This window comes from Kordiimonas aestuarii (assembly GCF_025574465.1).
In the GTDB taxonomy this organism is placed as follows: Bacteria; Pseudomonadota; Alphaproteobacteria; order Sphingomonadales; family Kordiimonadaceae; genus Kordiimonas; species Kordiimonas aestuarii.
Genome location: NZ_JAOBPP010000019.1, coordinates 325,840 through 350,378, shown reverse-complemented (window position 1 = coordinate 350,378; position 24,539 = coordinate 325,840). Strand labels below are relative to the sequence as shown.

The 24,539-nt window shown below is 55.9% G+C and carries 25 protein-coding genes and 1 other RNA gene; 7 read left to right on the top strand and 19 right to left on the bottom strand.

The features are described from left to right. Positions 1 to 88: 88 nt before the first annotated feature. From ilvC to miaA, 4 genes are all read right to left on the bottom strand, one after another. The gene (gene ilvC, locus OEU85_RS09095; protein WP_262691164.1) at positions 89 to 1,108 is read right to left on the bottom strand and encodes a ketol-acid reductoisomerase; all 1,020 of its coding nucleotides are present in this window, start codon (positions 1,106 to 1,108) and stop codon (positions 89 to 91) included. Positions 1,109 to 1,186: 78 nt separating this feature from the next. Continuing rightward, entirely contained in the window at positions 1,187 to 1,699 is a 513-nt protein-coding gene (gene ilvN, locus OEU85_RS09090) for an acetolactate synthase small subunit (protein WP_262691163.1), read from the bottom strand. Positions 1,700 to 1,765: 66 nt separating this feature from the next. Next, positions 1,766 to 3,577, bottom strand: a complete 1,812-nt coding sequence (locus OEU85_RS09085; protein ID WP_262691162.1) for an acetolactate synthase 3 large subunit — start codon at positions 3,575 to 3,577, stop codon at positions 1,766 to 1,768. 273 nt (positions 3,578 to 3,850) lie between these two features. Beyond that, a complete protein-coding gene (gene miaA / locus OEU85_RS09080) occupies positions 3,851 to 4,804 on the bottom strand; it encodes a tRNA (adenosine(37)-N6)-dimethylallyltransferase MiaA (RefSeq protein WP_262691161.1) in 954 nt (317 codons plus the stop codon). Positions 4,805 to 4,854: 50 nt separating this feature from the next. On the opposite strand from miaA, the gene serB reads away from it, so the two are divergent. Next, a complete protein-coding gene (serB, locus tag OEU85_RS09075) occupies positions 4,855 to 5,790 on the top strand; it encodes a phosphoserine phosphatase SerB (RefSeq protein ID WP_262691160.1) in 936 nt (311 codons plus the stop codon). A gap of 63 nt (positions 5,791 to 5,853) precedes the next feature. Here serB and OEU85_RS09070 read toward each other — a convergent pair whose 3' ends face one another. From OEU85_RS09070 to hflK, 4 genes are read right to left on the bottom strand one after another with little or no spacing between them, the layout of a single operon-like run. Then, positions 5,854 to 7,380, bottom strand: coding sequence for a DegQ family serine endoprotease (locus OEU85_RS09070; RefSeq protein ID WP_262691159.1), 1,527 nt, complete (start codon positions 7,378 to 7,380; stop codon positions 5,854 to 5,856). Positions 7,381 to 7,440: 60 nt separating this feature from the next. Continuing rightward, positions 7,441 to 7,635 (bottom strand): DUF2065 domain-containing protein, encoded by a 195-nt coding sequence (locus tag OEU85_RS09065; RefSeq protein WP_262691158.1) that lies wholly within the window; start codon positions 7,633 to 7,635, stop codon positions 7,441 to 7,443. Positions 7,636 to 7,638: 3 nt separating this feature from the next. Further along, the gene (gene hflC, locus OEU85_RS09060; protein ID WP_262691157.1) at positions 7,639 to 8,514 is read right to left on the bottom strand and encodes a protease modulator HflC; all 876 of its coding nucleotides are present in this window, start codon (positions 8,512 to 8,514) and stop codon (positions 7,639 to 7,641) included. 2 nt (positions 8,515 to 8,516) lie between these two features. After that, positions 8,517 to 9,614 (bottom strand): FtsH protease activity modulator HflK, encoded by a 1,098-nt coding sequence (gene hflK / locus OEU85_RS09055; protein WP_262691156.1) that lies wholly within the window; start codon positions 9,612 to 9,614, stop codon positions 8,517 to 8,519. 157 nt (positions 9,615 to 9,771) lie between these two features. Here hflK and OEU85_RS09050 point away from each other — a divergent pair, with 157 nt between their 5' ends. After that, positions 9,772 to 10,848: a P-loop NTPase gene (locus tag OEU85_RS09050; RefSeq protein WP_262691155.1), complete on the top strand. Its 1,077-nt coding sequence runs from the start codon at positions 9,772 to 9,774 to the stop codon at positions 10,846 to 10,848. 5 nt (positions 10,849 to 10,853) lie between these two features. Here OEU85_RS09050 and OEU85_RS09045 read toward each other — a convergent pair whose 3' ends face one another. The 4 genes from OEU85_RS09045 to OEU85_RS09030 all read right to left on the bottom strand — a co-directional run bounded on the left by OEU85_RS09045 (position 10,854) and on the right by OEU85_RS09030 (position 14,801). Beyond that, complete coding sequence (locus OEU85_RS09045; RefSeq protein ID WP_262691154.1) at positions 10,854 to 11,333, bottom strand: dihydrofolate reductase; 480 nt, start codon at positions 11,331 to 11,333, stop codon at positions 10,854 to 10,856. 23 nt (positions 11,334 to 11,356) lie between these two features. After that, entirely contained in the window at positions 11,357 to 13,237 is a 1,881-nt protein-coding gene (locus OEU85_RS09040; RefSeq protein ID WP_262691153.1) for an ATP-binding protein, read from the bottom strand. Positions 13,238 to 13,257: 20 nt separating this feature from the next. After that, entirely contained in the window at positions 13,258 to 14,052 is a 795-nt protein-coding gene (locus OEU85_RS09035) for a thymidylate synthase (protein ID WP_262691152.1), read from the bottom strand. A 155-nt stretch (positions 14,053 to 14,207) separates the two neighbouring features. After that, positions 14,208 to 14,801, bottom strand: coding sequence for a hypothetical protein (locus OEU85_RS09030; RefSeq protein WP_262691151.1), 594 nt, complete (start codon positions 14,799 to 14,801; stop codon positions 14,208 to 14,210). Between the two features lie 96 nt (positions 14,802 to 14,897). On the opposite strand from OEU85_RS09030, the gene ssrA reads away from it, so the two are divergent. Beyond that, positions 14,898 to 15,263: a transfer-messenger RNA gene (gene ssrA, locus OEU85_RS09025) on the top strand. A 128-nt stretch (positions 15,264 to 15,391) separates the two neighbouring features. On the opposite strand, the gene OEU85_RS09020 is transcribed toward ssrA, so the two are convergent. The 4 genes from OEU85_RS09020 to OEU85_RS09005 all read right to left on the bottom strand — a co-directional run bounded on the left by OEU85_RS09020 (position 15,392) and on the right by OEU85_RS09005 (position 18,086). Beyond that, a complete protein-coding gene (locus tag OEU85_RS09020; protein WP_262691150.1) occupies positions 15,392 to 15,730 on the bottom strand; it encodes a hypothetical protein in 339 nt (112 codons plus the stop codon). Next, a complete protein-coding gene (locus OEU85_RS09015; protein ID WP_262691149.1) occupies positions 15,727 to 16,362 on the bottom strand; it encodes an acyl-homoserine-lactone synthase in 636 nt (211 codons plus the stop codon). The genes OEU85_RS09020 and OEU85_RS09015 overlap by 4 nt, the downstream gene beginning before the upstream one ends. A 101-nt stretch (positions 16,363 to 16,463) precedes the next feature. Next, the gene (locus tag OEU85_RS09010; protein WP_262691148.1) at positions 16,464 to 17,204 is read right to left on the bottom strand and encodes a LuxR family transcriptional regulator; all 741 of its coding nucleotides are present in this window, start codon (positions 17,202 to 17,204) and stop codon (positions 16,464 to 16,466) included. Between the two features lie 141 nt (positions 17,205 to 17,345). After that, positions 17,346 to 18,086: a helix-turn-helix transcriptional regulator gene (locus OEU85_RS09005; protein WP_262691147.1), complete on the bottom strand. Its 741-nt coding sequence runs from the start codon at positions 18,084 to 18,086 to the stop codon at positions 17,346 to 17,348. A gap of 316 nt (positions 18,087 to 18,402) precedes the next feature. On the opposite strand from OEU85_RS09005, the gene OEU85_RS09000 reads away from it, so the two are divergent. From OEU85_RS09000 to OEU85_RS08985, 4 genes are all read left to right on the top strand, one after another. Then, positions 18,403 to 18,936 (top strand): SspB family protein, encoded by a 534-nt coding sequence (locus OEU85_RS09000; RefSeq protein ID WP_262691146.1) that lies wholly within the window; start codon positions 18,403 to 18,405, stop codon positions 18,934 to 18,936. A 93-nt stretch (positions 18,937 to 19,029) separates the two neighbouring features. Continuing rightward, positions 19,030 to 20,640 (top strand): fumarate hydratase, encoded by a 1,611-nt coding sequence (locus tag OEU85_RS08995; protein WP_262691145.1) that lies wholly within the window; start codon positions 19,030 to 19,032, stop codon positions 20,638 to 20,640. Positions 20,641 to 20,688: 48 nt separating this feature from the next. After that, positions 20,689 to 21,147, top strand: a complete 459-nt coding sequence (locus tag OEU85_RS08990) for a GNAT family N-acetyltransferase (RefSeq protein WP_262691144.1) — start codon at positions 20,689 to 20,691, stop codon at positions 21,145 to 21,147. 144 nt (positions 21,148 to 21,291) lie between these two features. After that, positions 21,292 to 21,549: a tautomerase family protein gene (locus OEU85_RS08985; RefSeq protein ID WP_262691143.1), complete on the top strand. Its 258-nt coding sequence runs from the start codon at positions 21,292 to 21,294 to the stop codon at positions 21,547 to 21,549. 50 nt (positions 21,550 to 21,599) lie between these two features. On the opposite strand, the gene OEU85_RS08980 is transcribed toward OEU85_RS08985, so the two are convergent. From OEU85_RS08980 to OEU85_RS08970, 3 genes are all read right to left on the bottom strand, one after another. Next, positions 21,600 to 22,967, bottom strand: coding sequence for a pyridoxal phosphate-dependent decarboxylase family protein (locus tag OEU85_RS08980; protein WP_262691142.1), 1,368 nt, complete (start codon positions 22,965 to 22,967; stop codon positions 21,600 to 21,602). Position 22,968: 1 nt separating this feature from the next. After that, a complete protein-coding gene (locus tag OEU85_RS08975; RefSeq protein WP_262691141.1) occupies positions 22,969 to 23,283 on the bottom strand; it encodes an ArsR/SmtB family transcription factor in 315 nt (104 codons plus the stop codon). A gap of 95 nt (positions 23,284 to 23,378) precedes the next feature. Continuing rightward, entirely contained in the window at positions 23,379 to 24,503 is a 1,125-nt protein-coding gene (locus tag OEU85_RS08970) for a DNA alkylation repair protein (RefSeq protein ID WP_262691140.1), read from the bottom strand. Positions 24,504 to 24,539 lie beyond the last annotated feature (36 nt).

Here is a 24,539-nt window from a genome sequence, read left to right as displayed (position 1 = left end):
GCTTCACATTAGAACGCAAAAAATCGGGCGGGGCCTGATGGCTCCGCCCGTTAGGGACTCTCCTGGAACTCCAGAGTGTCTTAAGGGATTAGTTTTTCGCCTTGTCGACGAGTTTGCCTTCCTTCATCCACGGCATCATGCCGCGGAGTTTGGTGCCAACTTCCTCGATCGGGTGACGCTCGGCGAGGCCACGGTGGGCCTTCAGCTCAGGGTTACCAGCGAGATTGTCGGAGATAAAGTCTTTCACAAAACGGCCTTGCTGGATGTCTTCGAGCACCCGTTTCATCTCGGCTTTGGTTTCATCGGTGATGATGCGCGGGCCGGTCTTGTAGTCACCATATTCAGCCGTGTTCGAGATCGAGTAGCGCATGTTGGCGATACCACCTTCGTAGATCAGGTCCACGATCAGCTTCACTTCATGCAGGCACTCGAAATATGCCATCTCGGGCGCGTAACCGGCTTCGGTCAGGGTCTCGAACCCGGCCTTGATCAACTCGGACACACCGCCACACAGTACGGCTTGCTCACCAAACAGGTCAGTTTCGCATTCTTCGCGGAAATTGGTTTCAATAATGCCGGAACGGCCGCCACCAATGCCGGAAGCATAGGAAAGGCAAAGGTCATGCGCCTTGCCCGACGCATCCTGATGCACGGCGATAAGGCACGGCACACCCTTGCCCTGCGCATATTGCGACCGCACGGTATGGCCGGGGCCTTTTGGTGCAACCATGATCACGTCAAGGTCGGCGCGCGGCTCAATAAGGCTGAAATGAATATTCAGGCCGTGCGCAAACATCAGCGCCGCGCCTTCCTTCAGGTTATCCACCAGTTCGTCAGCGTAAATTTTGGCCTGATGCTCATCGGGTGCGAGCATCATTACCATGTCAGCGTGCTTGGCGGCTTCGCCTGCGGTCATCACTTCAAAACCGGCGGCTTCGGCTTTCTTGCGGGTGCCCGAGCCTTCCCGCAGCGCGACAATCACACGCGAAACACCGCTGTCGCGCAGATTGGCGGCATGGGCATGGCCCTGGCTGCCGTAGCCCACAATCGCAACAGTCTTGTCCTTAACGAGATTTACGTCTGCATCACTGTCAAAATAAACACGCATAGTCTAGTTTTCCTCTAACCGGGGGCCAGCCCCTATTCATCATTATCCATACCGGGGCCAAGGCCCGCCGTTTCAGTTTTAAAGCCCGCCAGGCCCGCGAGAGAGCGCAACAGCCCCCGTGCGCGCAACCTCGACAAGGCCGAGGTCGCTCATGAGTTCCACAAAGGCGTCGATCTTGTCGGTCGACCCTGTGAGCTCAAAAATAAAGCTGTTCACCGACGCATCGACCGCGCGGGCGCGGAAGGTATCGGCAAGGCGCAACGCTTCCACGCGCTTTTCACCCGTGCCCGTAACCTTCACCAGCGCCATATCGCGCGCCACATAAGCACCGTCGATCGTCAGGTCTGCCACTTTGTGCACCGGCACAAGGCGGTCAAGTTGTGCCTTGATCTGTTCAATGACCATGCGGGTACCTGAGGTCACTACCGTGATGCGTGAGCGCTCACCGGTGTTGTCTACTTCCGCCACCGTCAGACTTTCAATATTATAGCCACGGCCTGAAAACAGGCCGGTTACGCGCGCAAGAACGCCCGCTTCGTTATCAACAATAACGCTGATGGTGTGTCGGGCGATCGGGCCAATCTCTTTCATGGAGCCGTCCATCTGTCAGTTGTCTTTCCGCTTGCCAGTTTACCGTATCGTCAAAGGTGAGCCAGATTAAACGACCGCGAGCGCGTCATCATCCTTTGGCTTGCCGATCACGTCGCCTGCAAGCAGCATTTCATTGTGGGCGGCACCCGCAGGCACCATCGGGAAACAGTTTTCAATTTTCGCCACGCGGCAATCCATCAACACCGGCCCGTCGTGGCCCAACATCTCCAGGATCGCTTCATCAAGTTTGGCCGGGTCTTCAACCACAATGCCCTTGATGCCGTAGGCCTCCGCCAGCTTGACAAAGTCAGGCAGGCTTTCGGAATAACTGTGCGAGCGGCGACCGTCGTAGGAAAGGTCCTGCCACTGGCGTACCATGCCCATATATTCATTGTTCATGATGAAGATTTTCACCGGCAGGTCATACTGCGCGATGGTGCCCAGTTCCTGCAGGTTCATCTGGAACGATGCTTCGCCCGAGACGTCAATCACCAGCCGGTCAGGATGCGCGATTTGCGCACCAACGGCAGCAGGCAAGCCATACCCCATGGTGCCAAGGCCACCGGACGTCAGCCAGCGGTTGGGTTTGTCAAAGCCAAGGAACTGCGCCGCCCACATCTGGTGCTGGCCCACTTCGGTGGAGAAAATGGCGTCCTTGCCCCGGGTGAAATGCGCAAGGCGCTCCAGCGACTTTTGCGGCAGGATCACCTCTTCACTATCCGTGTAGGACAGGCACTTTTTGGTGCGCCAGTGGTTGATCTGTTTCCACCACGGCGCAAGGTCAGGCTGTGATTTCTCATAGCCCTGCTCTTTCCAGATTTCGATCAGACGCTTGAGCGCGCGGCCTGCGTCCGCAATCACCGGAATGTCCACCGGCACGTTTTTGTTGATGCTGGAAAGGTCGATATCGATCTGAATCTTGGTTGACCCCGGCGAAAAGCCATCAACACGCCCTGTTACGCGGTCGTCAAAGCGTGCGCCAACAGCCATCATCACATCGCAGTCATGCATGGCATGGTTGGCTTCCCAGGTACCGTGCATGCCCAGCATGCCAAGAAACTGCTTGTCGGTTGCCGGATAGGCACCCAGCCCCATCAGGGTGTTGGTGATAGGCGCACCGGTCAGGCGAGTGAATTCCGCCAGCAATTCGGATGCCTCAGGCCCCGCATTGATGATACCACCACCGGTATAAAGGATAGGCCGCTCCGCACGGGCAAAGGCTTCAGCGGCCGCATGCAATGCTGCCTCGTCGCCATCCAGCTGCGGGCGGTAGGTGCGATGTTCGCCGCGCTGACCTGAACGCTTGTAAACAGCTTTTTCAATCTGCACGTCTTTTGGCAGGTCAATCACCACCGGGCCCGGGCGGCCATTGGTGGCCACATAAAACGCCTCATGGATAACATCCGGCAGGCGGTCCGTGTCCTTCACCAGATAGTTATGTTTGGTGCAGGGCCGCGTGATGCCAACGGTGTCGGCCTCCTGGAAGGCGTCATTGCCGATCAGGTGCCGCGCCACCTGACCCGTGAGGCAGATAACCGGGATGGAATCGAGCAGCGCGTCCGTCAGGCCGGTCACCGCGTTCGTGGCACCAGGTCCCGAGGTCACCAGCACAACACCGGGTTTGCCGGTGGAGCGCGCATAACCTTCGGCCGCGTGAACCGCCGCCTGTTCGTGGCGGACAAGGATGTGGCGAATTTTGTCTTGCTTGAAAATCTCGTCATAGATAGGCAGGACAGCCCCACCGGGGTAGCCAAAGACGACCTCGACACCTAGCTCCGTCAGCGCTTTTAGGATCATTTGCGCGCCGCTCAAGGTCGGCGCGTCATCTGCCTTCTCATTCGCCTTACCGGTGGCCGGTATAGTGGTTGTTGCCGTCATCGTTCTATCCGTTTGACTGTTTGTCCTGTTTATTCTGCCCGCTTTCCTTCCCGAAGCACGGGGCAATCTCCGCCACCCAAAAACAAATCCCACCCGATTATAATAGCTCGGCGGCGCTCAACGAGCGCCCGCTCCCCTATAATAGTTGGGGGCGCTCGTTGAGCGCCCCCAGGGGGTGGGTCTCGTCACAGTTGGAACCGACTTGGGCTGCAGGTTCCGCTATCGGCGCCTGGGCTGGCTTGGTACCGATACGGGTTTTTTAGGTTATGAAAATTACTCAGTCAACGGGTTTTTGATATTTTTATGCACAAAATACCGGTACTGGCTTTCCGAAAGTTGCGCAGGTAACCTTTCCCAGTGACCGAACTGGTTGCGGAACCATGTCAGTTGCCGTTTGGCAAAACGTCTGGTTTGCATCTTGGCATCCTCTATCGCCTCCTCCAGCGACAAGCCGCCTTCAAGGTGCGCAACAAGCTGCGGCACACCGAGTGAACGCATAACCGGCAGGGTCATATCCAGCCCGCGCGCCAGAAGCGCCCTGACCTCGTCAAGCGCGCCCTCGTCCATCATCAGGTCAAACCGTCTGTTGCAGCGGTCATAGAGAATATCCCTTGGCGGGTCGAGCACGAGCTTGACCACCTGTCCGGCCTCATCATAGGCCTGCATCGGCCCCGGCTTTGTATCAGCCTGCCATACACTGATCGGCTTGCCTGTGGCGTGCCACACTTCAAGCGCGCGGCAGATACGCTGGCTATCACCCGGCGCCAGACGCGCTGCCGTTTTCATGTCAACATGCTTGAGTTCCGCGTGCAGGGCCTCGCTGCCCTCGGCGGCGCAGCGGTTGCGGATATCTTGGCGGATAGCGTCCCGGATATCAGGGATGGTGGCGATGCCGTCCAGAAGCACCTTGAAATACATGCCCGTGCCGCCAATCACAATGGGGGTTTGCCCCTTGCGCCACGCAGCCTCAATCTCGGCCATCGCGCGTTCGGCCCATAAGGCCGCGGAACAAACTTCAGCGCCGTCCAGAAAACCGTATAGCTTATGCGGAGCCTGCGCTTCCTCAGCCTCGCTCGGCCGCGCGGTGATCACCCGCAGGTCACGATAGACCTGCATGCTGTCAGAATTAATGATGACACCGGAAAGATCTTCTGCGAGGCGCAGCGACAATGCCGACTTGCCGCTCGCGGTTGGACCTGCAATAAAAAGGGCTTGTTTCAAGGCCACCTCGCCAAATAGACCGCCAACACACCAGCAGTTGAAGGATCATCCCTACCATGCATATCGCTTTGACCCTTGTCGTCAACCCCGGCTGTGCCTCACCGGTTGAAAAGATCGCAGGCGATGTGAAAACCGCTATCGGCGTGTCGGTCCATGAGACGATTTTAAGTGAGGGTAAGGCGGTCGACCTCAGCTTCGATTTCAGCACACCGCCCCGCTCAGATTCCGCACAAAAGCTGCCCATATCCAGCACAGTTCTCGCACATGTTTCAGGGCTTCAGGAAGCGCTTCGTGTGGATGGCCTTGACTGGTGCATCCAGCAAGCAAAAGGGCGGCGCAAGCGGCTGATCCTCGCCGATATGGATTCGACCATGATCACGGTGGAATGCATCGACGAACTGGCGGATTTTGTTGGCCTGAAGCACAAGGTGGCCGCCATCACCGAAGCCGCAATGCGCGGTGAGCTTGACTTTGAAGGCGCCCTGACGGAACGCGTCGCTCTCCTCAAGGGCTTGCCCCTCGCCGACCTCGCCCGCTGTTATGACGACCGGATCGAATTGATGGACGGCGCCCGCACGCTGGTGCAAACAATGAAAAAAATCGGCGCGCAGGCCGTTCTCGTTTCCGGAGGCTTTACCTATTTCACTGAAAAGGTGGCGGCCGCCATCGGCTTCGACGTACACCGCGCCAACGTGCTTGAATTTGCGGGCGACAGCCTTTCAGGCACCGTGCAACTGCCGATCTGTGGCGCGCAGACCAAGCTGGATACATTGATGGAATTCAAGGGGAAACTTGGCCTCACGTCAGCTGACATCCTCGCGGTTGGTGACGGCGCCAATGACATACCGATGATCGAAGCCGCGGGCCTAGGCGTGGCTTACCACGCCAAACCCAAAACCCGCGATGCCGCCGCGGCCGCAGTGACATATGGCGACCTCACAAGCCTGCTCTATTTCCAAGGGTATCATGACGCCGAATTCGCAGCAGTTTAAAGGGCAATAAAAAAGGGCCAGAAAACCAGCCCTTTTCTTTATCTCTTTGTACCGGGAAGGATTTTACTCCTCTCCGGGTTCCACAGCGTCTTCTTCCATCAGCTTGAGCGGGATATGCACCGTATTGCCACGATAGTTCACCAGCACCAGGATACGGTCACGCCCTGCGTCACGCGCGTCTTCGATGATTTCCATCACCTCAGCGGCGCTTGAAACGTCACGCTGGTTGACACTGATGATCACCGTGCCCGGACGAATGCGTACGCGAGCCGCAGGCGAATGACGGGCAACACGGAGGACGATCACGCCCTCCACGCTTTCGTCAATCTCATACTGGCGGCGCAGGCCATCGTTGAGCGGGGCAAGCTCCATGCCTTCCACAAGCTGGCGGTCCGCCCGCTCGTCAGGGCGGCCATCACCATCCTGATCGGGCTGTGGTGTCACTTGGGCAAGCTCGGCCGGCAGTTCACCTGTCGTTACCTTGAGCGTCACACGCGCCTTGTTGCGGATCACAATCACATCCACCGGCTTGCCGATATCCGTACGCTTCACCAGAAGGCTCAGGCGGTTGCTGTCTTTAACGTCCTTGCCGTCCCACTTGGTGATGATGTCGCCATCCTGGATGCCGCCTTTTGCCGCCGGGCTGGCAGGCTCAACACGGGTTACCATCGCGCCTTCATCCTGCTCGATACCCAGAGATTCAGCGATCTCCTTGGTCATCGGCTGGATGCCAACACCAAGCCAGCCACGGCGCACCTTGCCGTGCTCCTGCAGTTCACGGATTACGCGTGAGGCGTCGTTGGATGGGATCGCAAAACCGATACCCACGTTGCCACCGGAGGGTGAGAAGATCGCTGTGTTCACACCGATCACATCACCGTCCATATTGAAAAGCGGGCCACCAGAGTTACCGCGGTTGATCGATGCGTCTGTCTGGATGAACTCAACGTCATTGGTGTTGATGCTGCGGTTACGGGCAGAAACGATGCCGGCTGTAACCGTGCTTGAGAGGCCAAACGGATTACCGATCGCCATCACCCAGTCGCCAATACGCTCCTTGTCGCTGTCACCCCATTTGACGAACGGGAATTTTTCACCGTTCCCGGGCTCGATCTTGAGCACGGCGATATCAGACAGAGCATCGCGCCCCAAAAGTTTGGCCGGGTATTCATCTCCGTCAGCAAGGATCACTGTAATTTCGTCAGCTTCCTCCACGACGTGATTGTTGGTGACGACAATACCGGTCGCGTCAACGATAAAGCCTGACCCCAGCGACTGCGCCTGTCGTGGCTCTTCGTCTTCATCCATCCGGTCGCGGAACTGGTCCCAAAGGTCACCAAAAGGCATACCTTCCGGCAGGTTGGGCATACGACGACCCTTGCGGGCCGGAATGGTCTGTACCGTCGAAATATTCACAACAGCAGGAGAAAGCTTTTCCACAAGGTCAGCGAAACTTTCGGGCGCACCGCGCGCTGCTGCCGGACGGACCGACATCATTGCTGCCGCCAGAACAAGTGTAGCTGTTAGCATGATGCGAAGCATGCCCGTCCATTGTCTCGTGTCGATCGCTTTAACTAAGTTGGTGCTCAAGGCACTACTCCTTTAAATTATTTTCCGTTACTCGCGTTGGCCGGTTATTGGGTCCTCCCCCTATAGGGACCGGACCATCCATATTATCGCAACACCTAATGCCGCCAGGGTCAAGCCCATGATGCGGAGCTTTGCGGCGGGTTGCCCCGCGGCTGCGACAAGCAGCTTTTTGAAGCTTTCCGGCATAATGGCATAGGCCGCGCCCTCCAGAAAGAGAGCGAGGCCCAGCCCCACAAATAACATTTCCCAGTTCATGAGCTACCGCTTGGCTTTACCGCCTTCGTTCATGAACAACTTGAAAAACTCGCTATCGGGAGACAATACAAGACGCGTGTCATCTTTACCGAGCGCTTTTTTGTAAGCCTGCATCGTGCGATAAAACTCGAAGAAATCCTGGTCCTTGCCAAACGCTTCAGCAAAAATCTTTACCGCCTGTCCGTCCGCTTCACCGCGAATAGTTTGGGATTTACGCTCGGCTTCCGCGATCAACTCCGCGACCTGACGGTCGGCCGTTGCCTGAATTTTCACCGCATCCCGCTGGCCGCTGGCCCGCTTTTCCGCAGCTTCACGCTGGCGTTCGGTTTCCATTCGGCGGAAAATTGCTTCGCTGTTTTCAGCAGGCAGGTCCACCCGCTTGAGCCGCACATCAACCACTTCAAGGCCAAATGTTTTGGCGCGCTCATTCGTGAGCTCGCTGATGCGGGTCATCAATTGTACCCGCTGCCCTGAAACGATCTCAGCCATTGGCTCCTGCGCCAATACCTGACGCACAGTCGACTCCATGGCGTTTTCAAGCAGGCTTTCAGCCGCCGCATCCGTGCGGGCTGCCTGATACCGCTTGAGCGGATCAACGATGCGGTAGCGGGCAAAGCTGTCCACCAGAATACGGCGCTGGTCGCTTGCCATCACCTGCTGGGGCGGCACATCAAGGCTCAGAATGCGCTTGTCGAGGTAGATCACCTGCTCAACAAACGGCAACTTGAACTTGAGACCTGGCTCCGTGACGGTCCGTTTGGGTTCACCAAACTTTACAACGATTGCCTGATTGCGCTCGTCCACCTGATAAATGCTGTTGAACCCGGTGATCACAATGGCGCCGAGAACAACAAGGCCAAATATTCCTTTGGGACCCATGATTATTCTCCTTCGCCGTTATTGTTTTTCTTGGAATTCAACTGATCAAGCGGCAGGTAAGGCACAACGCCAGACCCTGCTTCGCCGTCGATCACGATCTTGTCCATGCCTGAAAGGATCTCTTCCATTGTCTCAAGATAGATGCGCTTCTTGGTCACGTCCTTGGCGAGGATATATTCGTCATAAACCGACAGGAAACGCGCGGCTTCACCCTGGGCACGCGCTACTGTCTGCGCACGATAGGCTTCTGCAATCTGCACCATGCGATCCGCCCGGCCCTCGGCCTCGCGCACCACTTTGTTGCTGTATGCGTCGGCCTCGTTCTTGAAGCGCTGCTGGTCGGCCTCGGCGCGCTGCACATCAAGGAAAGCATCCTTCACTTCTGAAGGCGCTTCTGATTCGATGATCTGCACACGAAGGATATCTATACCAGCATCATATGAATCAAGCGTATCCTCAATTCCGTCGAGCGCTTCCTGCTCAAGCTGGCCGCGTGCTGTGGTGATGATTGGCGTGATACGGTTTTTACCAACAATTTCGCGCATCACACTTTCGGATACCGACTTGATGGTGCCCTCGGGGTCTTCCAGTTTAAACAGGTAATTGCCGAGGTCCTTGATGCGCCAAACAACGTTAAACCGAACGTCAACGATGTTCTCGTCTTGTGTCAGCATCAGGCTTTCATCAAGGCTGGCATAACGCTGGCGGCCGTTCGCACGGCGGCTGTCCTGTTGGGTCCGGCTACCGACGGAGATGGCTTTTTCATCCGTGACGCCACGAATCTCGACGTCCTCAATGATCGGGAAATGGAAGTGAGCACCCGGCCCAGCCGAATCCACCCATTTTCCAAACCGCAGAACAACAGCCTGTTCGTTGGCTTCGACAAAATAAATACCGAAGACCAGATATAATACCGCCGCAACAAGCAGCCCCAAAGAGGCCATTGGCCCTGCGCCACCGGGAAGCGCTGACTTGATACGCTCCTGTCCTTTGCGGATATAATCGTCGATATTCGGCGGCTCGCCGCCACCACCACCGCGACGCGGACCATTACCCCAAGGATTGGGACGTCCACCATCGCCGTTATTTTGCCAAGGCATATAAATCTCCCCTATTGCGCTTTTGCGCCTCAGAACTCATCTGTTCCAGTGTGAACAGAAAGACCGTGTCTTGCTAGCCTATATATGGTAGGCCTCCTGCCGCTGCAACGTTTGCACGACAATTTGGCGCGGTTTTTCGCTGATTTGCGAGGTTTTTATGTCTGATTCCCAAAAAGACACTCTAAAAAGCGCCGTTGAAGACGCCTTGTGCGGTATCCAGTCGGACGATGGCCGCTCGATTATCGAGGCTGGTATCGTCAGCGCTGTGGTCATCGACAGTGACAAGGCGGGTATTATTCTCGATTTTGGCGACACGCCACCCGCAGACATGGAAGCCCTGCGCCTGAATGTGGAAAAAGCCGCAGTTTCCGTTGACGGGATCAATACGGCAAACGCCATTGTTACCGCCACCCGCAAGCCTGCGCAGGCCCAGAAGCCCGCAGCCCCACAAGGTAAAGCACCGCCAACCCCGGTGGAAATCCCCGGTGTGAAGCACATCATCGCGGTGGCCAGCGGCAAAGGCGGGGTCGGCAAATCCACCACCTCAGTCAATCTGGCCCTGGCACTCAAAGTCCGGGGCCTGAAGGTTGGCGTGATGGACGCCGACATTTTCGGCCCAAGCTTGCCCATGCTGATGGGCCTGGATGAGCGGCCAGAGATAAAGAATAAAATCATCCAACCGCTTGTCGCTCATGGCATCAAGTTAATGTCTGTCGGTTTCCTGATCGATGTGGATCAGCCTGTTGTATGGCGCGGCCCGCGCGTGATGGGGGCGACCCAGCAATTACTGCGCGACGTGGCGTGGGGACCGCTTGACGTGCTTATTGTCGATATGCCGCCCGGCACGGGTGACGTCCAGCTTACCATGGTGCAACAGGCGCCTCTGGCGGGCGCTGTGATCGTTTCCACGCCGCAGGACCTTGCGCTCATTGATGCACGCAAGGGCCTTGCCATGTTCCGCAAGGTTGATGTCCCCATCATTGGCATTATTGAGAACATGAGCACCTTCATCTGCCCGCACTGCGGCGAAACATCTGATATTTTTGGCCACGGTGGTGCGGAAGAAACGGCACAGGAACTGGGCTGTCCATTCCTTGGCGGCATCCCGTTGCATATGAGTGTCAGGGAACAGGCGGATGCTGGTACCCCGATTGTGGCGAGTGATCCGGAAAGCCCCATTGCCAAATCTTATTTGCAGATCGCCGACCTGGTTGCCCGCCACATCAATATGTGAACGGTTTATTGCCGGTCGTAGATGACAAAGCTGTAAGCTGGCGTGTCACCTTCGGCGGCGAAATCCTGACGATCGGTCTCCTGCCAGTCTTCCTTCGAAAAGGCCGGGAAAAAAGCGTCGCCGTCGGCCTCAATACTAACCTCTGTCACATAAAGGCGGTCAGCATGCGGCAAAGCCTGCTGGTAAATTTGCGCTCCACCCACGATCATGACTTCATTGACTGTCTCGGCCAGTTCAATGGCTCGCTCCAAGGTATATGCAACGTCTACACCGTCCCGGTGCCAGCCGGCATCCCGCGTTACAACAATGGTGCGACGGCCAGGGAGCGGCCTGCCGATACTGTCAAACGTCTTGCGTCCCATGATCATGGGCTTGCCCATGGTAACCGATTTGAAGTGTTTGAGGTCAGCGGGCAAATGCCATGGCAGCGCATTGCCCTTGCCGATCGCTCGGTTTTCCGCCATCGCTACAATCATCGAAATCATGACTTCATACTCCTTACAAAGGCCTAGATCATGCCGTCGTCGTCATCATCGACCTCGGCTTCCTCAAGCGGCAGGTGCGCACGCATGGTCGTGCCGACATTGGGGGTGCTGCGGACGCTGATCTTGCCATCCATCCGGTCCACAAGTTCACGGCAAATCGCAAGGCCCAGCCCCACGCCGCCGTGCCGCCGGGACAAGGCGGTATCCACCTGCGTAAACCGATCAAACAATGTGGTCTGTTTTTCCTCCGGAATACCAATGCCGGTATCCTGCACCTCGAGCACCCAACCCGGCTGTCCTGTCGGGAAAGCTTTTGGATGCAGGCGGATCACCACGCTGCCCTGATTGGTGAATTTGATCGAGTTCGATCCGAGGTTGATCAATATCTGCCTCAAACGAAGCTCGTCGCCGAAAATCCTGTCCGGCATATTGGCGGCAAACTCTGCCTCGAGCTTGATACCCTTCGCCGTTGCCTGCTGGCTCAGGAGAGAGACCGCACGCTCAACCAGTTGCCGGGAAGACAGGACCTTATGTTCGATACGAATTTTGCCTGCCTCAAGTTTGGCAAGGTCAAGAATATCGTTGATGATGGACAGCAGGTGCGTGCCACTGGCGTTGATATCACGGGCATAGTCGACATACCGCTTGTCTCCGATAGCGCCCAGCGCCTGCTCCTGCAAAAGCTGGGAAAAACCGAGAATCGCATTTAACGGTGTGCGAAGTTCATGGCTCATGGTTGCAAGGAACTCGGATTTGGCGCGGTTTGCGGTCTCCGCCGACCGCCGCGATTCCTCCACATCCTTATTGAGGTTTTGCAGCAGCTTATAGTGTTGCTCCAGTTCTTCATGCGCCTCTTTGAGCGCACGGGTGCGGCGGTTTACAATATCCACCACCCGTTTCGCGCGCTGGGACTGCGACCAGACGATAAAGATCACCAGGCCGGTCAGTACAAGGCTGACACCCGCCGTAATAACCGTCGAGCCGTATTCGATCTTGAAACCAAGATAATGTGACCAGGGCGTTACGTGCCAGGTATAGGCCCCAACTTCCATTTCCTGTGTGCTGGCCCACGGCCGCTGCGCAGCAGGCGGCGGCGCCTCGTCAGACAGCTTCCAGTCGACAATTTTGAGGTTTTGATCATAAAGCCCACCAGCCCATTCGGTCGAGAAGCTTGCGTTCAGCCCCGCCAGACGGTCGCTTTCAAGCGCGAAACGCACCATCTGTGGCAGGTCAATGAGCTGTATGACCAAACCACTTGCATTTTCGCGACTGCGGCGGAAAGGAAACGCGAGCAGCACGCAGCCTTCTTCTTTCGTTTCCAGCGTCGGCAGCAGGATACCCCCGGGTTTGCCTGTCCTTAGCGTCTCTTCAAAAAAGGCGTTGAGGGATGCATGCGCGCCAAGGTCCATACCTTTCCAACGCCCCTGGCGCTTCAGATCGGACGACCACGCATACAAAAAGGGAAAAGCCCTTGCCCCTTGGGGCGCCGGGTTATCGAGCTTTCTGGGTTCCTTGAACTCATAATTTCCGTCGTATTTCGACCGGGCGTATTCGAGAAAGTCGTCTCTGTTGCTGTCGGACATCGCAATAACGACCCCCACCAGCTTACGGTTACGGTTCAGCCCGCTTGACGTCGAGACCATGCGCTCGAACGTGGCCGCGTCAAAGCCTTCATACGCCTCATAATACCGGAAAAGGTCCTGCGATGCGTCGAGCCCATGATCAAGCTCACTTTTGATGCGGTTTATATACAGGGCGGCGGTTGATTCAAACCGGGCGCGGGCTTCTTCCTCGGCGGAGCGTACACTCTCCCGCGTGGCGGACCAGGTCAGAATGGCCCCGATGGCCGTCACGGCCACCAGCAGGGCAATTTGCCTGAAATCGATATCGCTTTCGCGCGCCACCTATCCTTGTTTCCCTTCGCCTAAACCGCAACGGCGGCCTTGATATGCGCGTGCGGGTCATAGTCCTCAATGCGAATATCACTAAAGGTGAAAGCAAACAGATCCTTGATGTCCGGGTTTAGCCAAAGTTTTGGCAATGGCCTGGGGGCCCGGCTTATCTGCAAATCGGCCTGCTCGATATGATTGCTGTAAAGATGGGCGTCACCAAAGGTGTGAACAAAATCTCCAACCTCCAGCCCTGTCACCTGCGCCATCATATGGGTCAGCAGCGCATAGGAGGCGATGTTAAACGGCACGCCCAGAAAAACGTCTGCACTACGCTGGTAAAGCTGACAGGAAAGCTTGCCATCGGCGACATAAAACTGAAACAGGCAATGGCATGGTGGCAAGGCCATATTGTCCACGTCCGCCACATTCCAGGCAGAGACGATCAACCGCCGACTGTTGGGATTGTTTTTGATCTGGTCGACAAGTGCAGTGATCTGGTCGATTTTGCGGCCATCCGGCGTGGGCCAACTGCGCCACTGGTGCCCATATACCGGCCCCAAGTCGCCCTGTTCATCCGCCCAGTCATCCCAGATGGAGACGCCGTTATCCTTGAGGTACTTGATATTGGTGTCGCCCGCAATAAACCACAAAAGTTCGTGGATAATCGACTTCAGGTGCAGCTTTTTAGTGGTTACAAGCGGAAACCCTTCGGCAAGATTAAAGCGCATCTGGTGGCCAAAAACGCTGTAAGTTCCTGTTCCCGTGCGGTCGCCACGATACACCCCGTCATTTCTGATCCGCTGAAGCAGCTCAAGATATTGCCGCATATTACCCCCTGATACACCCAGACCTGTGACATTGATTACATCAAATCTATAGGACGAGGACCACAGGTAGGCAATAGCGGGGGTGGCGATAATGGCAAATTAGAGCAAAGCCCGCGACTTGCACGAGCTTTGCAGACACGGGTTTCGCCGGTTCACTAGTGCTGTACGGCCGGTCCATGCAGGTGCACGTCGCGCCCGGCATGTCGGCGTAATATCTCCAGCGCCCTGCCCTCCTGCTCACGACTGCCTGTCCGCACCCACAGCAACAAACCACCCAACGATTGTTCAGACCTGATGCGCGTGCGCTTTTCCGTGGAAAGTTTGCTGACATAATACCCGGCGCCCAGCATACCCACTGCACCAAGACCAACAACCAGCACAACAGCTTCCCATGTCTTCAGCCCATGCCCCGCCGCTACCGCCGCACCAGCCAGCAGCAACAGATATATGGGTATCAGGACTGCAACCATGGTAATACCGGTGCGGCTATTGTTGTCGTCAACCGGTTCCCGCGGTACACGGGCGTCGTCTTCGAGGTCGGCAACGTTAAGGACTGGCGTCTGGATGACCGAAGCAACCTCTTCTGGCCGCACAGGGCGGGAAATCGCCGCATTCGAGAAACCGTGGCTCTCCAGGTCATCCACAGCGGCCTGCATATCTTCCTCAGTGTCAAAAAGGGCAACTGCTTCCCGCAGATTGCCGCGGGGGCCCGTCGCATCGGACCATTCCCAATGTCCTTGTTCCTTCATGATCAGATCTCCTCTCAATTAGTCACAAGTCGATCCTATTATGCCACAAATTGGCGTATATCCCGAATCAGAAAAATCAAAGCCATTCACGCAATTAGGCTTTAAATCGCCGTAAAGAATGCTTATATCCGTTTTGCTGGGTTTCCAGCTATGGCGATAAACGGCGCGTTGAGTACGTATTGCGGACCCGGGGGCAGTGCCCGGCGCCTCCACCAGGAACGGCCAGAGACTGACATCTGACCTTTGCTGACGGGGGCGAACCAGGATCGACGTGTATCGAAAGATGTTTGCTTTTCGCCCAGGATGGCACCGCTGTAATGGGCCACCATTAATAAATGCTAACGACAACAACGTCGAGTTCGCTGTTGCTGCGTAAGCAGTCACACGAACTACATTTATAAATTCCTGATAGTTGACTCTATCAGGTGGGGGGTGGGCCACCTAGCAACAGAACGGCCCATTTACCTTTCTCCCCGAGCCTGAAATAAGAACCGCCGAGCGCGGGTCACCACTCCCGGCTCGGCGGTCTAATTCCCTACCCGGGGTCCTGTATTCCGGGCAGAGACACCAGAGACTGTTAAGGCAAACCGTCAGCAGTAATGCACTTCGCTTTCGATTTCGTCACAGGCACCGTCAATCATGGCCTGCGTTTCCGCGTACGTCAGTGCAAAAAGGATGTCTTCGTACGGCAGCCCTGCGATCGCATAAAGAAGCCGCGCCACCGCCTGTTCAATCACCGCGCGACGAGTGTTTTTTCCAATTGCCGTAATGGCATCGCCTTGCGGTGCTCCGACGGCAAACTCCACCCGCTCAACAATGGCTTCCACACGGGTGGGGTCAAGCTGTGCAAAAAGGAAAAACAACTGGTCCGCCGCCGTGTTGATGATCGACGGTTGCACGGGGCCAAGTTTTGTTTCTGCAATTGTCATACTGCAATCTCCCACTGCTCTTCGCGGAGGTTTGGTGCATAAAGCACGCTTTCTGTAATCTTGCGATTTTGCGCGACAGTTTTGTAATCACGCTCATTGAGGTCGATAAGAAACGCGAGGATAACCTCGTCGTCGGTTACCGTAGGCAGACCAAGAGGCGTTACATCCCAGCCCGCTTTCAGAATTGTCGGGAACAGGACCATGCTGGCGACACAGCTGACTTTTTCAATGCGGTTCATGAGCGCGTACTCATAAAGCCCACAGATCAGCTCCGACGCAGTCTTGTCACGCTCAAGCATCATGTGTCGGCCCGTCAGGCTATAAAAACGCGAAATCTCCCACGTTGTGTCGCCCGATGGCACGCCTTCGGCGCAAAGATGCGGGAAAAGATCGCTCATCAAATGGGGCTTTGTGGTTGGCAACAGCCGCATACCACCCTTCAAGCGATCTTTCTCGTCTATGCACAGAAGATAGACAGTGTCGGGACGGTCGAACTGGTCGCGCTCGATGCCATCGGCACAATCCAGGCTCCATCCCATCTTCTCTACAAAGACATCATAACGCTGCTGCCACAACTGGCGCAGGTAACTCTTGTATTCGGCTTTGTTATGAGCACTCACAACGTGGATCATATTAGCCTCCCTCTTTGCTTCGGTGGCTTAATGATCGGGTTTCCCTGCCCATGCCGCTATCGGCTAATCAGACTAGATTTTCAGATCGGATTGAATTGATATTACTTAAAGTAGTAATTACTGGAGAGAAAGGCTTTCACCACGGCCTGTAACCGTGTGTGCACGCCAAGCTTACGCTTGGCGTTTTCGATGTGGGCATGCACCGTGCGCTCGGCAATACTCAGCAAACTTGAGATTTCCCAGTCCGTCTTCCCGGCAGACGCCCATTTCAGGCATTCAAGCTCGCGCGGGCTGAGATCCTGTCGTGGCAAGTGCGGCGTGTCCTGTTCCTCACCCAGCTTCACCGCCCGGTCATGCATATAGACACCCATCAGGTGCAGGGCGTGTTCCACCGACGGATCAGCCTGGTGAAATTCACCCACAACATTAACCGCGCCGGGGTAGGCACCAACCACATGGATAGGCACCGTGACGCCGTAGACCAGGCCCGCGTCCTCCGCCTCGTCAAAAAAGCGCTGCTGGTCAGAACTGCGCCCATGGATCACATTGTCGTTGTCCCAATTGAAGGGCATGCTCGTCCCCAGCGATATCTGCAAAATGCGGTCAATCCGGTCATATTTGTTTTCCAGATAATATTGGGTCCAGTCGTCTGGATAGTGCGCAAGGAAAACGGCATCTTGCGGCAGGGCATCAAACTCCAGACACGAAACACAGGCGTAATGGGCAAAACCCAGCTTGCGGGCTGAGGCTTGGAAAAGCTGCCCAAGCCGTTCCAAACTCTGTGTGCGCTTTGCCGCCTCGATAAAATCGAGTGCTATCTGAAAGGCTTGAAGATCGGCCAATGCTACCACGCCCCTTATCACCGGCACCGCCCAATCAGATTGGCACCGGGTTTCCCTTGCCCGCCATTACACAGGCGGTTGCCCTTTCCTTCGTACGATTCCCCCAAATCGTGTTTCAATTTATAACCCTGAGAACATGGCTCAGTAAATCAAATTGCTCAGAAATGCTTTGACGACCGCTTGTACACGGGATTTGACCTCAAGTTTGGCCTTGGCGCTTTCGATATGATTGTGGACAGTCCGTTCCGCGATCGAGACAATGCCCGATATTTCCCAGTCCGTCTTGCCTGCGGCAACCCACTGCAGACATTCGCGCTCACGCGGTGTGAGCCGCACAAGCGGACGCATTTCACACTTTTCCTTTTTGGCAAGGCGAAGCGCCGCGTCATGAAGATAGACACTCATCAGATGCACGGAGTGCTCTGCCGCCGGAGAGAACTCCTGGTTTTGCCCGATCACGTTCACCGCTCCGGGAAAGGCACCCACCACGTGAACCGGGACGGTGATACCGTAAAACAACCCCGCTGGTTTGGCCGGGTCAGCGCCGGACTTGCCTGCATCAGCCTGGACATCGAAAATCGCGCCGGAACTATCCCAATTGAAGGGCATATGTTCCTTCAGGGATACCTGCAGCACCCTGTTTGATTTTCCGTAATGCTCCTCAAGGTAATAGTTTGACCAGTCTGCCGGATAATCCGCGAGGAAAACCGCGCCTTCAGGCATGGAGCCAAACTCGACGGAAGATACGCAGGCGTAATGCTCGAATCCGAGCTGCCGGTTGGCCTTCTGGAATGCCGCACTCAAGGCATCAAGACTTTTTACCTTTTTGGAATTCTCGATGAAATCCATAGCAAGGCGAAAATATTCAAGTTCCGAAGTCACGTGTAATATTCTTGTCCACTTGAGAACGGCCTATTTCACAGGGCACATTGACCGTCACCTACCCACCCCTCACAAGGGACACCTCTAAATCGGGGGTGCAATTGCTCATTACCACTGCACCATAAAGGCCGCACCACTCAACCGAAACAAGTCTTTTTACACGAATGATTATTTTATAATGTGCCCTTAAAGCCCTATCGGCATCGTCAATTTGCACGCTTCCTGTGAAAATCTCCCAATTTCCCCTTCACCCCATGACACCTTGGCATTATAAGAACCGGAAACCGTGTGTATTGTAACGGGAGCTGGGCTCGGAATGTCTGAAACCTACATCGACTATGACGCTAAAGTGCAGGATGCCCTGCGCGGTGTCGTGCGTGCTGTACTTAAAGATACAGAAAAAGATGGCCTGATGGGAGAACACCACTTCTACATCGCCTTCAAGACACAAGCGGAAGGGGTTGACATCCCGGCCCATCTGGTCAGCCGTTTCCCCGAGGAGATGACCATCGTGCTGCAGCACAAGTTCTGGGGCCTCAAGGTGGAGGAAGACCATTTTATGGTCGGGCTGTCTTTCAACCAGAAACCGGAGCACCTGCGCATCCCGTTTGACGCCGTGGTCGGTTTTGTTGACCCAAGTGTGCAATTTGCTCTGCAGTTCCATGAGGACGCGGAATTCGAAGATGAAGACGGCGAGCTCGAACAGCTTGAGGAAGGCTTCGACAAGGACATCACGCCGGACTTTGATGACGCAGCGCCAACCCCCGACAATCAGGATGAACCTGACGACAAGACCGATCCGACCGGCACAGACAATGTCGTCACGCTTGACGCCTTCCGCAAAAAATAACGGCCAATACTACTTTGGGGCGCCTCCGGTGCCCCTTAGATTGTCATATCCGGCATACCCGCATTCGCGGGCCTATCAAATGAGGCATTCTTCATGAGCGACTGGACATACAGCGATCTGTTCCAGCTTGGTAAAGACAATACCAAATACCGTAAACTGACCTCCGATCATGTCTCCACCGTCGATGTGGAAGGGCGTGAGATCCTGAAGGTGGATGACAAGGCGCTGGAACTAATCGCCCGTGAAGCCATGGCCGACATCGCACACCTCCTGCGCACCAGCCATCTGGAACAACTGGCCGAGATCCTCAAGGACCCGGAAGCCAGTGAAAATGACCGTTTTGTCGCCAAAGAATTGCTGAAAAACGCCAATATCGCGGCGGGACGCGTACTGCCAAGCTGCCAGGATACCGGCACTGCGATTATTGTTGGCACCAAAGGCCAACATGTCTGGACCGAGGGCAACGATGCCGCGCCGCTAAGCAAGGGCGTCATGGGCACCTATACCGAGACAAACCTGCGCTACAGCCAGATGGCGCCGCTCAACATGTACAAGGAAGTGAACACCAAGAACAACACGCCAGCGCAGATCGACATTTATGCGAGCGAAGGCAACGAATATAAATTCCTGTTTCTTGCCAAGGGTGGCGGTAGCGCGAACAAGACCTTCCTCTTTCAGCAGACGCCCGCAACCTTGCGCGAAGATCGCATGCTGGCATTCCTTGAAGAGAAGATCAAAACATTGGGTACCGCAGCCTGCCCGCCTTATCACCTGGCAATCGTGATTGGCGGCCTGTCGGCCGAACAGAATCTCGCGACCGTCAAAAAAGCGTCAGCCCGCTACTATGACGAGCTGCCGACCGAGGGCGATGCCTCAGGCCGTGCCTTCCGCGATGTGGAAATGGAACAAAAAATCCACAAGATGACGCAAAACATGGGTATAGGCGCGCAGTTTGGTGGCAAATATTTCTGCCACGACGTGCGGGTCGTCCGCCTGCCGCGCCACGGTGCCAGCCTGCCGGTGGGTATAGGTGTGTCCTGCTCGGCTGACAGGCAGGCCAAAGGCAAGATCACCAAGGACGGTGTTTTCCTTGAGCAACTGGAGACGGACCCGGCACGTTTCCAGCCCGATGTTGAAGACGATCATCTGTCGCAGGAAGTGGTCAAGATCGACCTCAACCGGCCGATGGTGGAAATCCTTGCCACCCTGACCCAGTATCCGATCAAGACGCGGCTGAGCCTTTCGGGCACGATTGTCGTGGCCCGTGACCTCGCGCACGCCCGCATTCAGGCCATGCTGGAAGACGGCGCCGAGATGCCCGCCTACTTCAAGGACCACATCATCTATTACGCCGGTCCGGCAAAAACACCCGAAGGGTATGCCTCCGGTTCTTTTGGCCCAACAACCGCCGGCCGCATGGATAGTTACGTCGGCCCGTTCCAGAAGCTTGGCGGCAGCATGATCAGCCTTGCCAAGGGCAACCGCTCCCGCGATGTCACCAGGGCCTGCCACGAGAACGGCGGCTTTTACCTTGGCTCGATCGGGGGCCCGGCAGCCATTCTGGCCAAGAACAACATCCGCAAGGTGGAAGTACTGGACTTTGAAGACCTCGGCATGGAAGCCGTCTGGCGCATTGAAGTGGAAAACTTCCCGGCTTTCATCGTCGTCGACGACAAAGGCAACGATTTCTTCAAGGATATCTGATGATACGGGGGGCCATATGCCGCCCCGTTTTAAAGTCAGGGGCATGCCATGACTGTAAGCGTACGGACAGCAACGAGGGAAGATGCAGCCGTCGCTTATGAACTGGTGCATGCGCTGGCAAAGCATGAAAACTCGCTTCCGTATTTACAGATTACGGAAGCGGCCTTTACCCAAGCGGCATTTGGCGACAATCCTGCCTTTAATATCCTGCTGGCGGAAGTTCACGGCAAACCAGTTGGTGTCGCGACCTACCTTAACCGTTTTCATATCTGGAGCGGCGCAACCATCATTGAACTGGATGACCTATTTGTCCGTGTGGAGGCGCGTGGCTTGGGTGTTGGCACCAAACTGCTCAAAGCCATCGGCATCCTGGGCAAGGAAATGAATGCTCCAGTCAAGTGGCAGGTCAACGCGGGCAACGAAGATGCCATAAGGCTTTATAAAAGCCTCGGCGCTGACTATGCCAAACGCGGCATCTGTTTCTGGCGACCTGAAAACATCGAATAATGCACTTCACTACGTAATCTGTAGTGGTTTTCCCCTCTTTTTATAGCGAGTTGCTTCGTCTCCCGCACTATCCCACGCACCGGGACATATGGCAGTTTCCCTCTCGAGCCCAATAACCGGCAATCAAAAAGACGAAGAAAGCAAATGCTTCGTGTAACGAGAGACATCATCAAAGGCGTGTTTACCCCCAGCCCAGAAGAAAGACTTGTTGAGAAGGTCACAGAAGCAATGATCAGCGTCGAAGGCCAAGCCCTGCGCCCTGTCTTATGGGTAGGCATCATGGAAGTACAGCAATGCAACTGGGGAATTGGCGGCCAACTACTGAAAGCTGCTGATGTTCATCCGCTTGCTGAGAATTGTCGGCGAAATGCGGGGCAACGCGCTCTGAAACTCGTCACGTAAATCCCCGATAGCGGATACTGCAAGCTGTGTGCAAGATTGCTACAGGTAGACTACTCGCCTATCACCGCCTGTTTCGCCGCTGCAATCGCAGCCAACGAGCGGTCAATGTCCGCTTCCATCGTACGCCAGCTTGAAACACTGATGCGGATGCCATGTTTGCCTTTCCAGACCGTGGGGCCAAACCAACACTCGCCCGAGGCTTCAACATGGGCGCGGATGGCTGCCAGTTCCTCAGGCGTACCAATTGTCGCCACGAGCTGATTTAGCACGACATCATTGAGAATGCTGAAACCCAGCTCTTCAAGGCCATTGGCGAAACGGCGGGCGTTGGCACAGCACCGCGCTATTATCTCCGCAACACCTTCGCGACCCATTGTCCTGAGTGCGGCCCAAACCTCGACACCACGCGCACGGCGGGAAAATTCCGGCACCATGTCCTTAGGGGCGTAGGCACCATCTTCGCGGAAATAGGGTGCAACCGTCGCCATCGCCTGCTGCAACATGCGCGCATCATGACAGATCACCACACCACAGTCATAGGGCGTATTGAGCCATTTGTGCGCATCTGTCGCAAAACTATGCGCCTGCTCGATACCTTCAAACAGCGCTGAATGTTCTTCCAGAAGCTTACCCCACAGGCCAAAGGCACCGTCCACATGCACCCACGCGCCCGCGTGCTCCGCCTTCCGAGCGATGGCACCAATCGGGTCAATCGCGCCCGAATTCACATTGCCTGCCTGTGTGCATACGATGGTCATATCGTCAAGACTGGGTACATGGTCAAGCAGCATGGCGCCATTGGCGTCCGTCCGCACACGGGTCACCCTGCCCTTGCCAAAACCCAGCATGGAAAGGGCTTTCTCAACGGTGATATGCACCTCCTCCGATACAACCACCTTTATCTCTGGCGCACCATAAAGGCCCTGTACCTCCACGTCCCAACCCTTGCGGGAGAGCAGCGCTGTCCGCGCCGCGGCAAGCCCCGTGAAGTTGGCCATGGTCGCGCCGGTTGTCATACCTACACCGCTGCTTGCAGGCAAGCCGAGGATCTCAAGCAGCCAGCGGTTCGCGACAGTCTCCACCTTCACGGCAGCGGGGGAATTCATTTCCGAAGACGGGCTTTGATCCCACGCTGTTGCGAGCCAGTTCGCCGCAGCTGCCGCAGGAAGCGTGCCGCCGACGACAAAACCAAAATAGCGCGCACCTGTCGTCGCCGTTGTCGCCGGGCCACCAACCCTGTGCAACAGTTCGAGTGTCTCGGTACTATCCTTGCCGCACTCAGGCAGGGCTTCATCAAAAGCGCTCAGGCCTGCGCGGGCCCGCGCACTTGGGAATACAGGCATATCCAGCACATGCGCCAGATAGTCCTGCGCCAACCCCGCAGAGGTAAGCAGGTCCTTTTCATAGGTTTTATCCATATCAGATTTCCTCGCGTATCACTGTTTTAAACCGGTTAATGGCAGCCTCATCCCGGCGGTAGAAAACCCAGCCTTTTTTGCGGGTTGGTATAATGAAACCTGCATCCGATAGTACCTTCAGATGGCGCGCCGCTGTGGGCTGGCTTACATCCAGACGCTCGGTCAGCCAGTTGGCGCACACGCCATCCTCAAGGAGGTCGCCATCAACCTGGGGCGGGAAATTGCCCACCGGGTCCTTTAGAAGCTCTAGCAGCAAAAGCCGTTTATCGCTGGCCAGTGCTTTAAGCCCGATTTCAATATCTATATGAATAGTCATATAGCTAAATTGCTATATAGCTATTCATTATTCAAGTGAGATTTGCTGACAAACGGAAAAGACTGGCTAATGCCAGCCGTGGCTCAGACGCCTGGTTAACCTGGAATCACGAGGGTAAAGGCCGCGCTTGCCACCGAGCGTCCATTGGCCCAAATCTCCAGAAGATGCTCTCCACCATAATAGCGGCGGGTGGTAATTGGCTTGATCGCGTGGCGCTTTGCAGCCCTCAAGCCCCTGCCATTGACTTTGGCATCTTTCCACTTGAACACTTTCGGTGTGCGCTCGCCATTGGCTTTGACAAAATGGATAGCATAGTCAAGCATCAAGGGCCTGCCCGTGACATCCCCGTCTAATTCAACTTCAAACTCAAGCGATTGGCCGTATGCAACGGTTGGTGTCTTGATCGCCAGCGTGCAGGACAATCCGTCCATGGCGCCATACCCGAAGGCATCAAGCGTAGGCTTGTGCCCCGCCTTGATCAAGGTCCGGCAGGCGTGCCGCAACAGGCGTTCGCGGTCAGGGTTCGCACCCGGCAACCATTTGGCCACAATTTTACCGACACGGTCAGGATGATCTTTTGCGACATCATTCAGGCTATTGGCCACCGACCGACGTACATAATCTTCCCCGTCATCGCGCAGCGCTTCAAGAAATGGCAGAATGGGCTGCGGGTCTGCTACAAAATCATGCAGCCGCATACCCCACGGCAGGCGTGGTCGTGTTCCCTCACTCACCAATCGCCGGACATGGCGACTTCGGTCTTCAACCCAGCCATTGAGAACAGAAAGCGTATAGTCACGATGCGTCACCAGAAAGGGGCGGATGGCAAATTCTGCCGTGAAACGCTTGGTAACTTCCTTCAACAGGGGCAGCGCCCGCTCCGGCACGTCCAGCCCACGTTTGCTCACGAGTTCCGTCACCGGCCAGGCTGCAAAGCCCGTTAAACCGCTGCCATCGAAAGAGAGTCCCTCGCCGCTCGGGTCCTCGCTTTTGTGCATGCTGGCAAGCACACACTCTGTAAAAGCGTCGAAATCATCAGGCAAAGTGGCGTCCAGCGCATGCATGATCTGTATAACGCGCTCCTTGAGCTCAAGTCCGTCAAGACCCGCCCCCGCAATTTCGGTAAACTGCACCGCATCAAAGCCGGGGTCAACACGCCCAAAAATCGCGGCCGTTTGCCTGATAACATCCTGGTTAAAATAATTTTTTAGCGGCGCCATCGCCCAAGCTCCCGTCGTGAAATATCTTTTGTTCTT

Coding starts and splice junctions, on each gene's coding strand:
- OEU85_RS09015 (WP_262691149.1), bottom strand. CDS start 16,362: ATGATCCACGTTGTGAGTGCTCATAACAAAGCCGAATACAAGAGTTAC.
- OEU85_RS08970 (WP_262691140.1), bottom strand. CDS start 24,503: ATGGCGCCGCTAAAAAATTATTTTAACCAGGATGTTATCAGGCAAACG.
- OEU85_RS08975 (WP_262691141.1), bottom strand. CDS start 23,283: ATGACTATTCATATAGATATTGAAATCGGGCTTAAAGCACTGGCCAGC.
- ilvC (WP_262691164.1), bottom strand. CDS start 1,108: ATGCGTGTTTATTTTGACAGTGATGCAGACGTAAATCTCGTTAAGGAC.
- hflK (WP_262691156.1), bottom strand. CDS start 9,614: ATGCCTTGGCAAAATAACGGCGATGGTGGACGTCCCAATCCTTGGGGT.
- OEU85_RS08990 (WP_262691144.1), top strand. CDS start 20,689: ATGACTGTAAGCGTACGGACAGCAACGAGGGAAGATGCAGCCGTCGCT.
- ilvN (WP_262691163.1), bottom strand. CDS start 1,699: ATGAAAGAGATTGGCCCGATCGCCCGACACACCATCAGCGTTATTGTT.
- OEU85_RS09085 (WP_262691162.1), bottom strand. CDS start 3,577: ATGACGGCAACAACCACTATACCGGCCACCGGTAAGGCGAATGAGAAG.
- OEU85_RS09020 (WP_262691150.1), bottom strand. CDS start 15,730: ATGACAATTGCAGAAACAAAACTTGGCCCCGTGCAACCGTCGATCATC.
- hflC (WP_262691157.1), bottom strand. CDS start 8,514: ATGGGTCCCAAAGGAATATTTGGCCTTGTTGTTCTCGGCGCCATTGTG.
- OEU85_RS09045 (WP_262691154.1), bottom strand. CDS start 11,333: ATGATTTCGATGATTGTAGCGATGGCGGAAAACCGAGCGATCGGCAAG.
- OEU85_RS08980 (WP_262691142.1), bottom strand. CDS start 22,967: ATGGATAAAACCTATGAAAAGGACCTGCTTACCTCTGCGGGGTTGGCG.
- serB (WP_262691160.1), top strand. CDS start 4,855: ATGCATATCGCTTTGACCCTTGTCGTCAACCCCGGCTGTGCCTCACCG.
- OEU85_RS09065 (WP_262691158.1), bottom strand. CDS start 7,635: ATGAACTGGGAAATGTTATTTGTGGGGCTGGGCCTCGCTCTCTTTCTG.
- OEU85_RS09030 (WP_262691151.1), bottom strand. CDS start 14,801: ATGAAGGAACAAGGACATTGGGAATGGTCCGATGCGACGGGCCCCCGC.
- OEU85_RS09000 (WP_262691146.1), top strand. CDS start 18,403: ATGTCTGAAACCTACATCGACTATGACGCTAAAGTGCAGGATGCCCTG.
- OEU85_RS08985 (WP_262691143.1), top strand. CDS start 21,292: ATGCTTCGTGTAACGAGAGACATCATCAAAGGCGTGTTTACCCCCAGC.
- OEU85_RS08995 (WP_262691145.1), top strand. CDS start 19,030: ATGAGCGACTGGACATACAGCGATCTGTTCCAGCTTGGTAAAGACAAT.
- OEU85_RS09035 (WP_262691152.1), bottom strand. CDS start 14,052: ATGCGGCAATATCTTGAGCTGCTTCAGCGGATCAGAAATGACGGGGTG.
- OEU85_RS09050 (WP_262691155.1), top strand. CDS start 9,772: ATGTCTGATTCCCAAAAAGACACTCTAAAAAGCGCCGTTGAAGACGCC.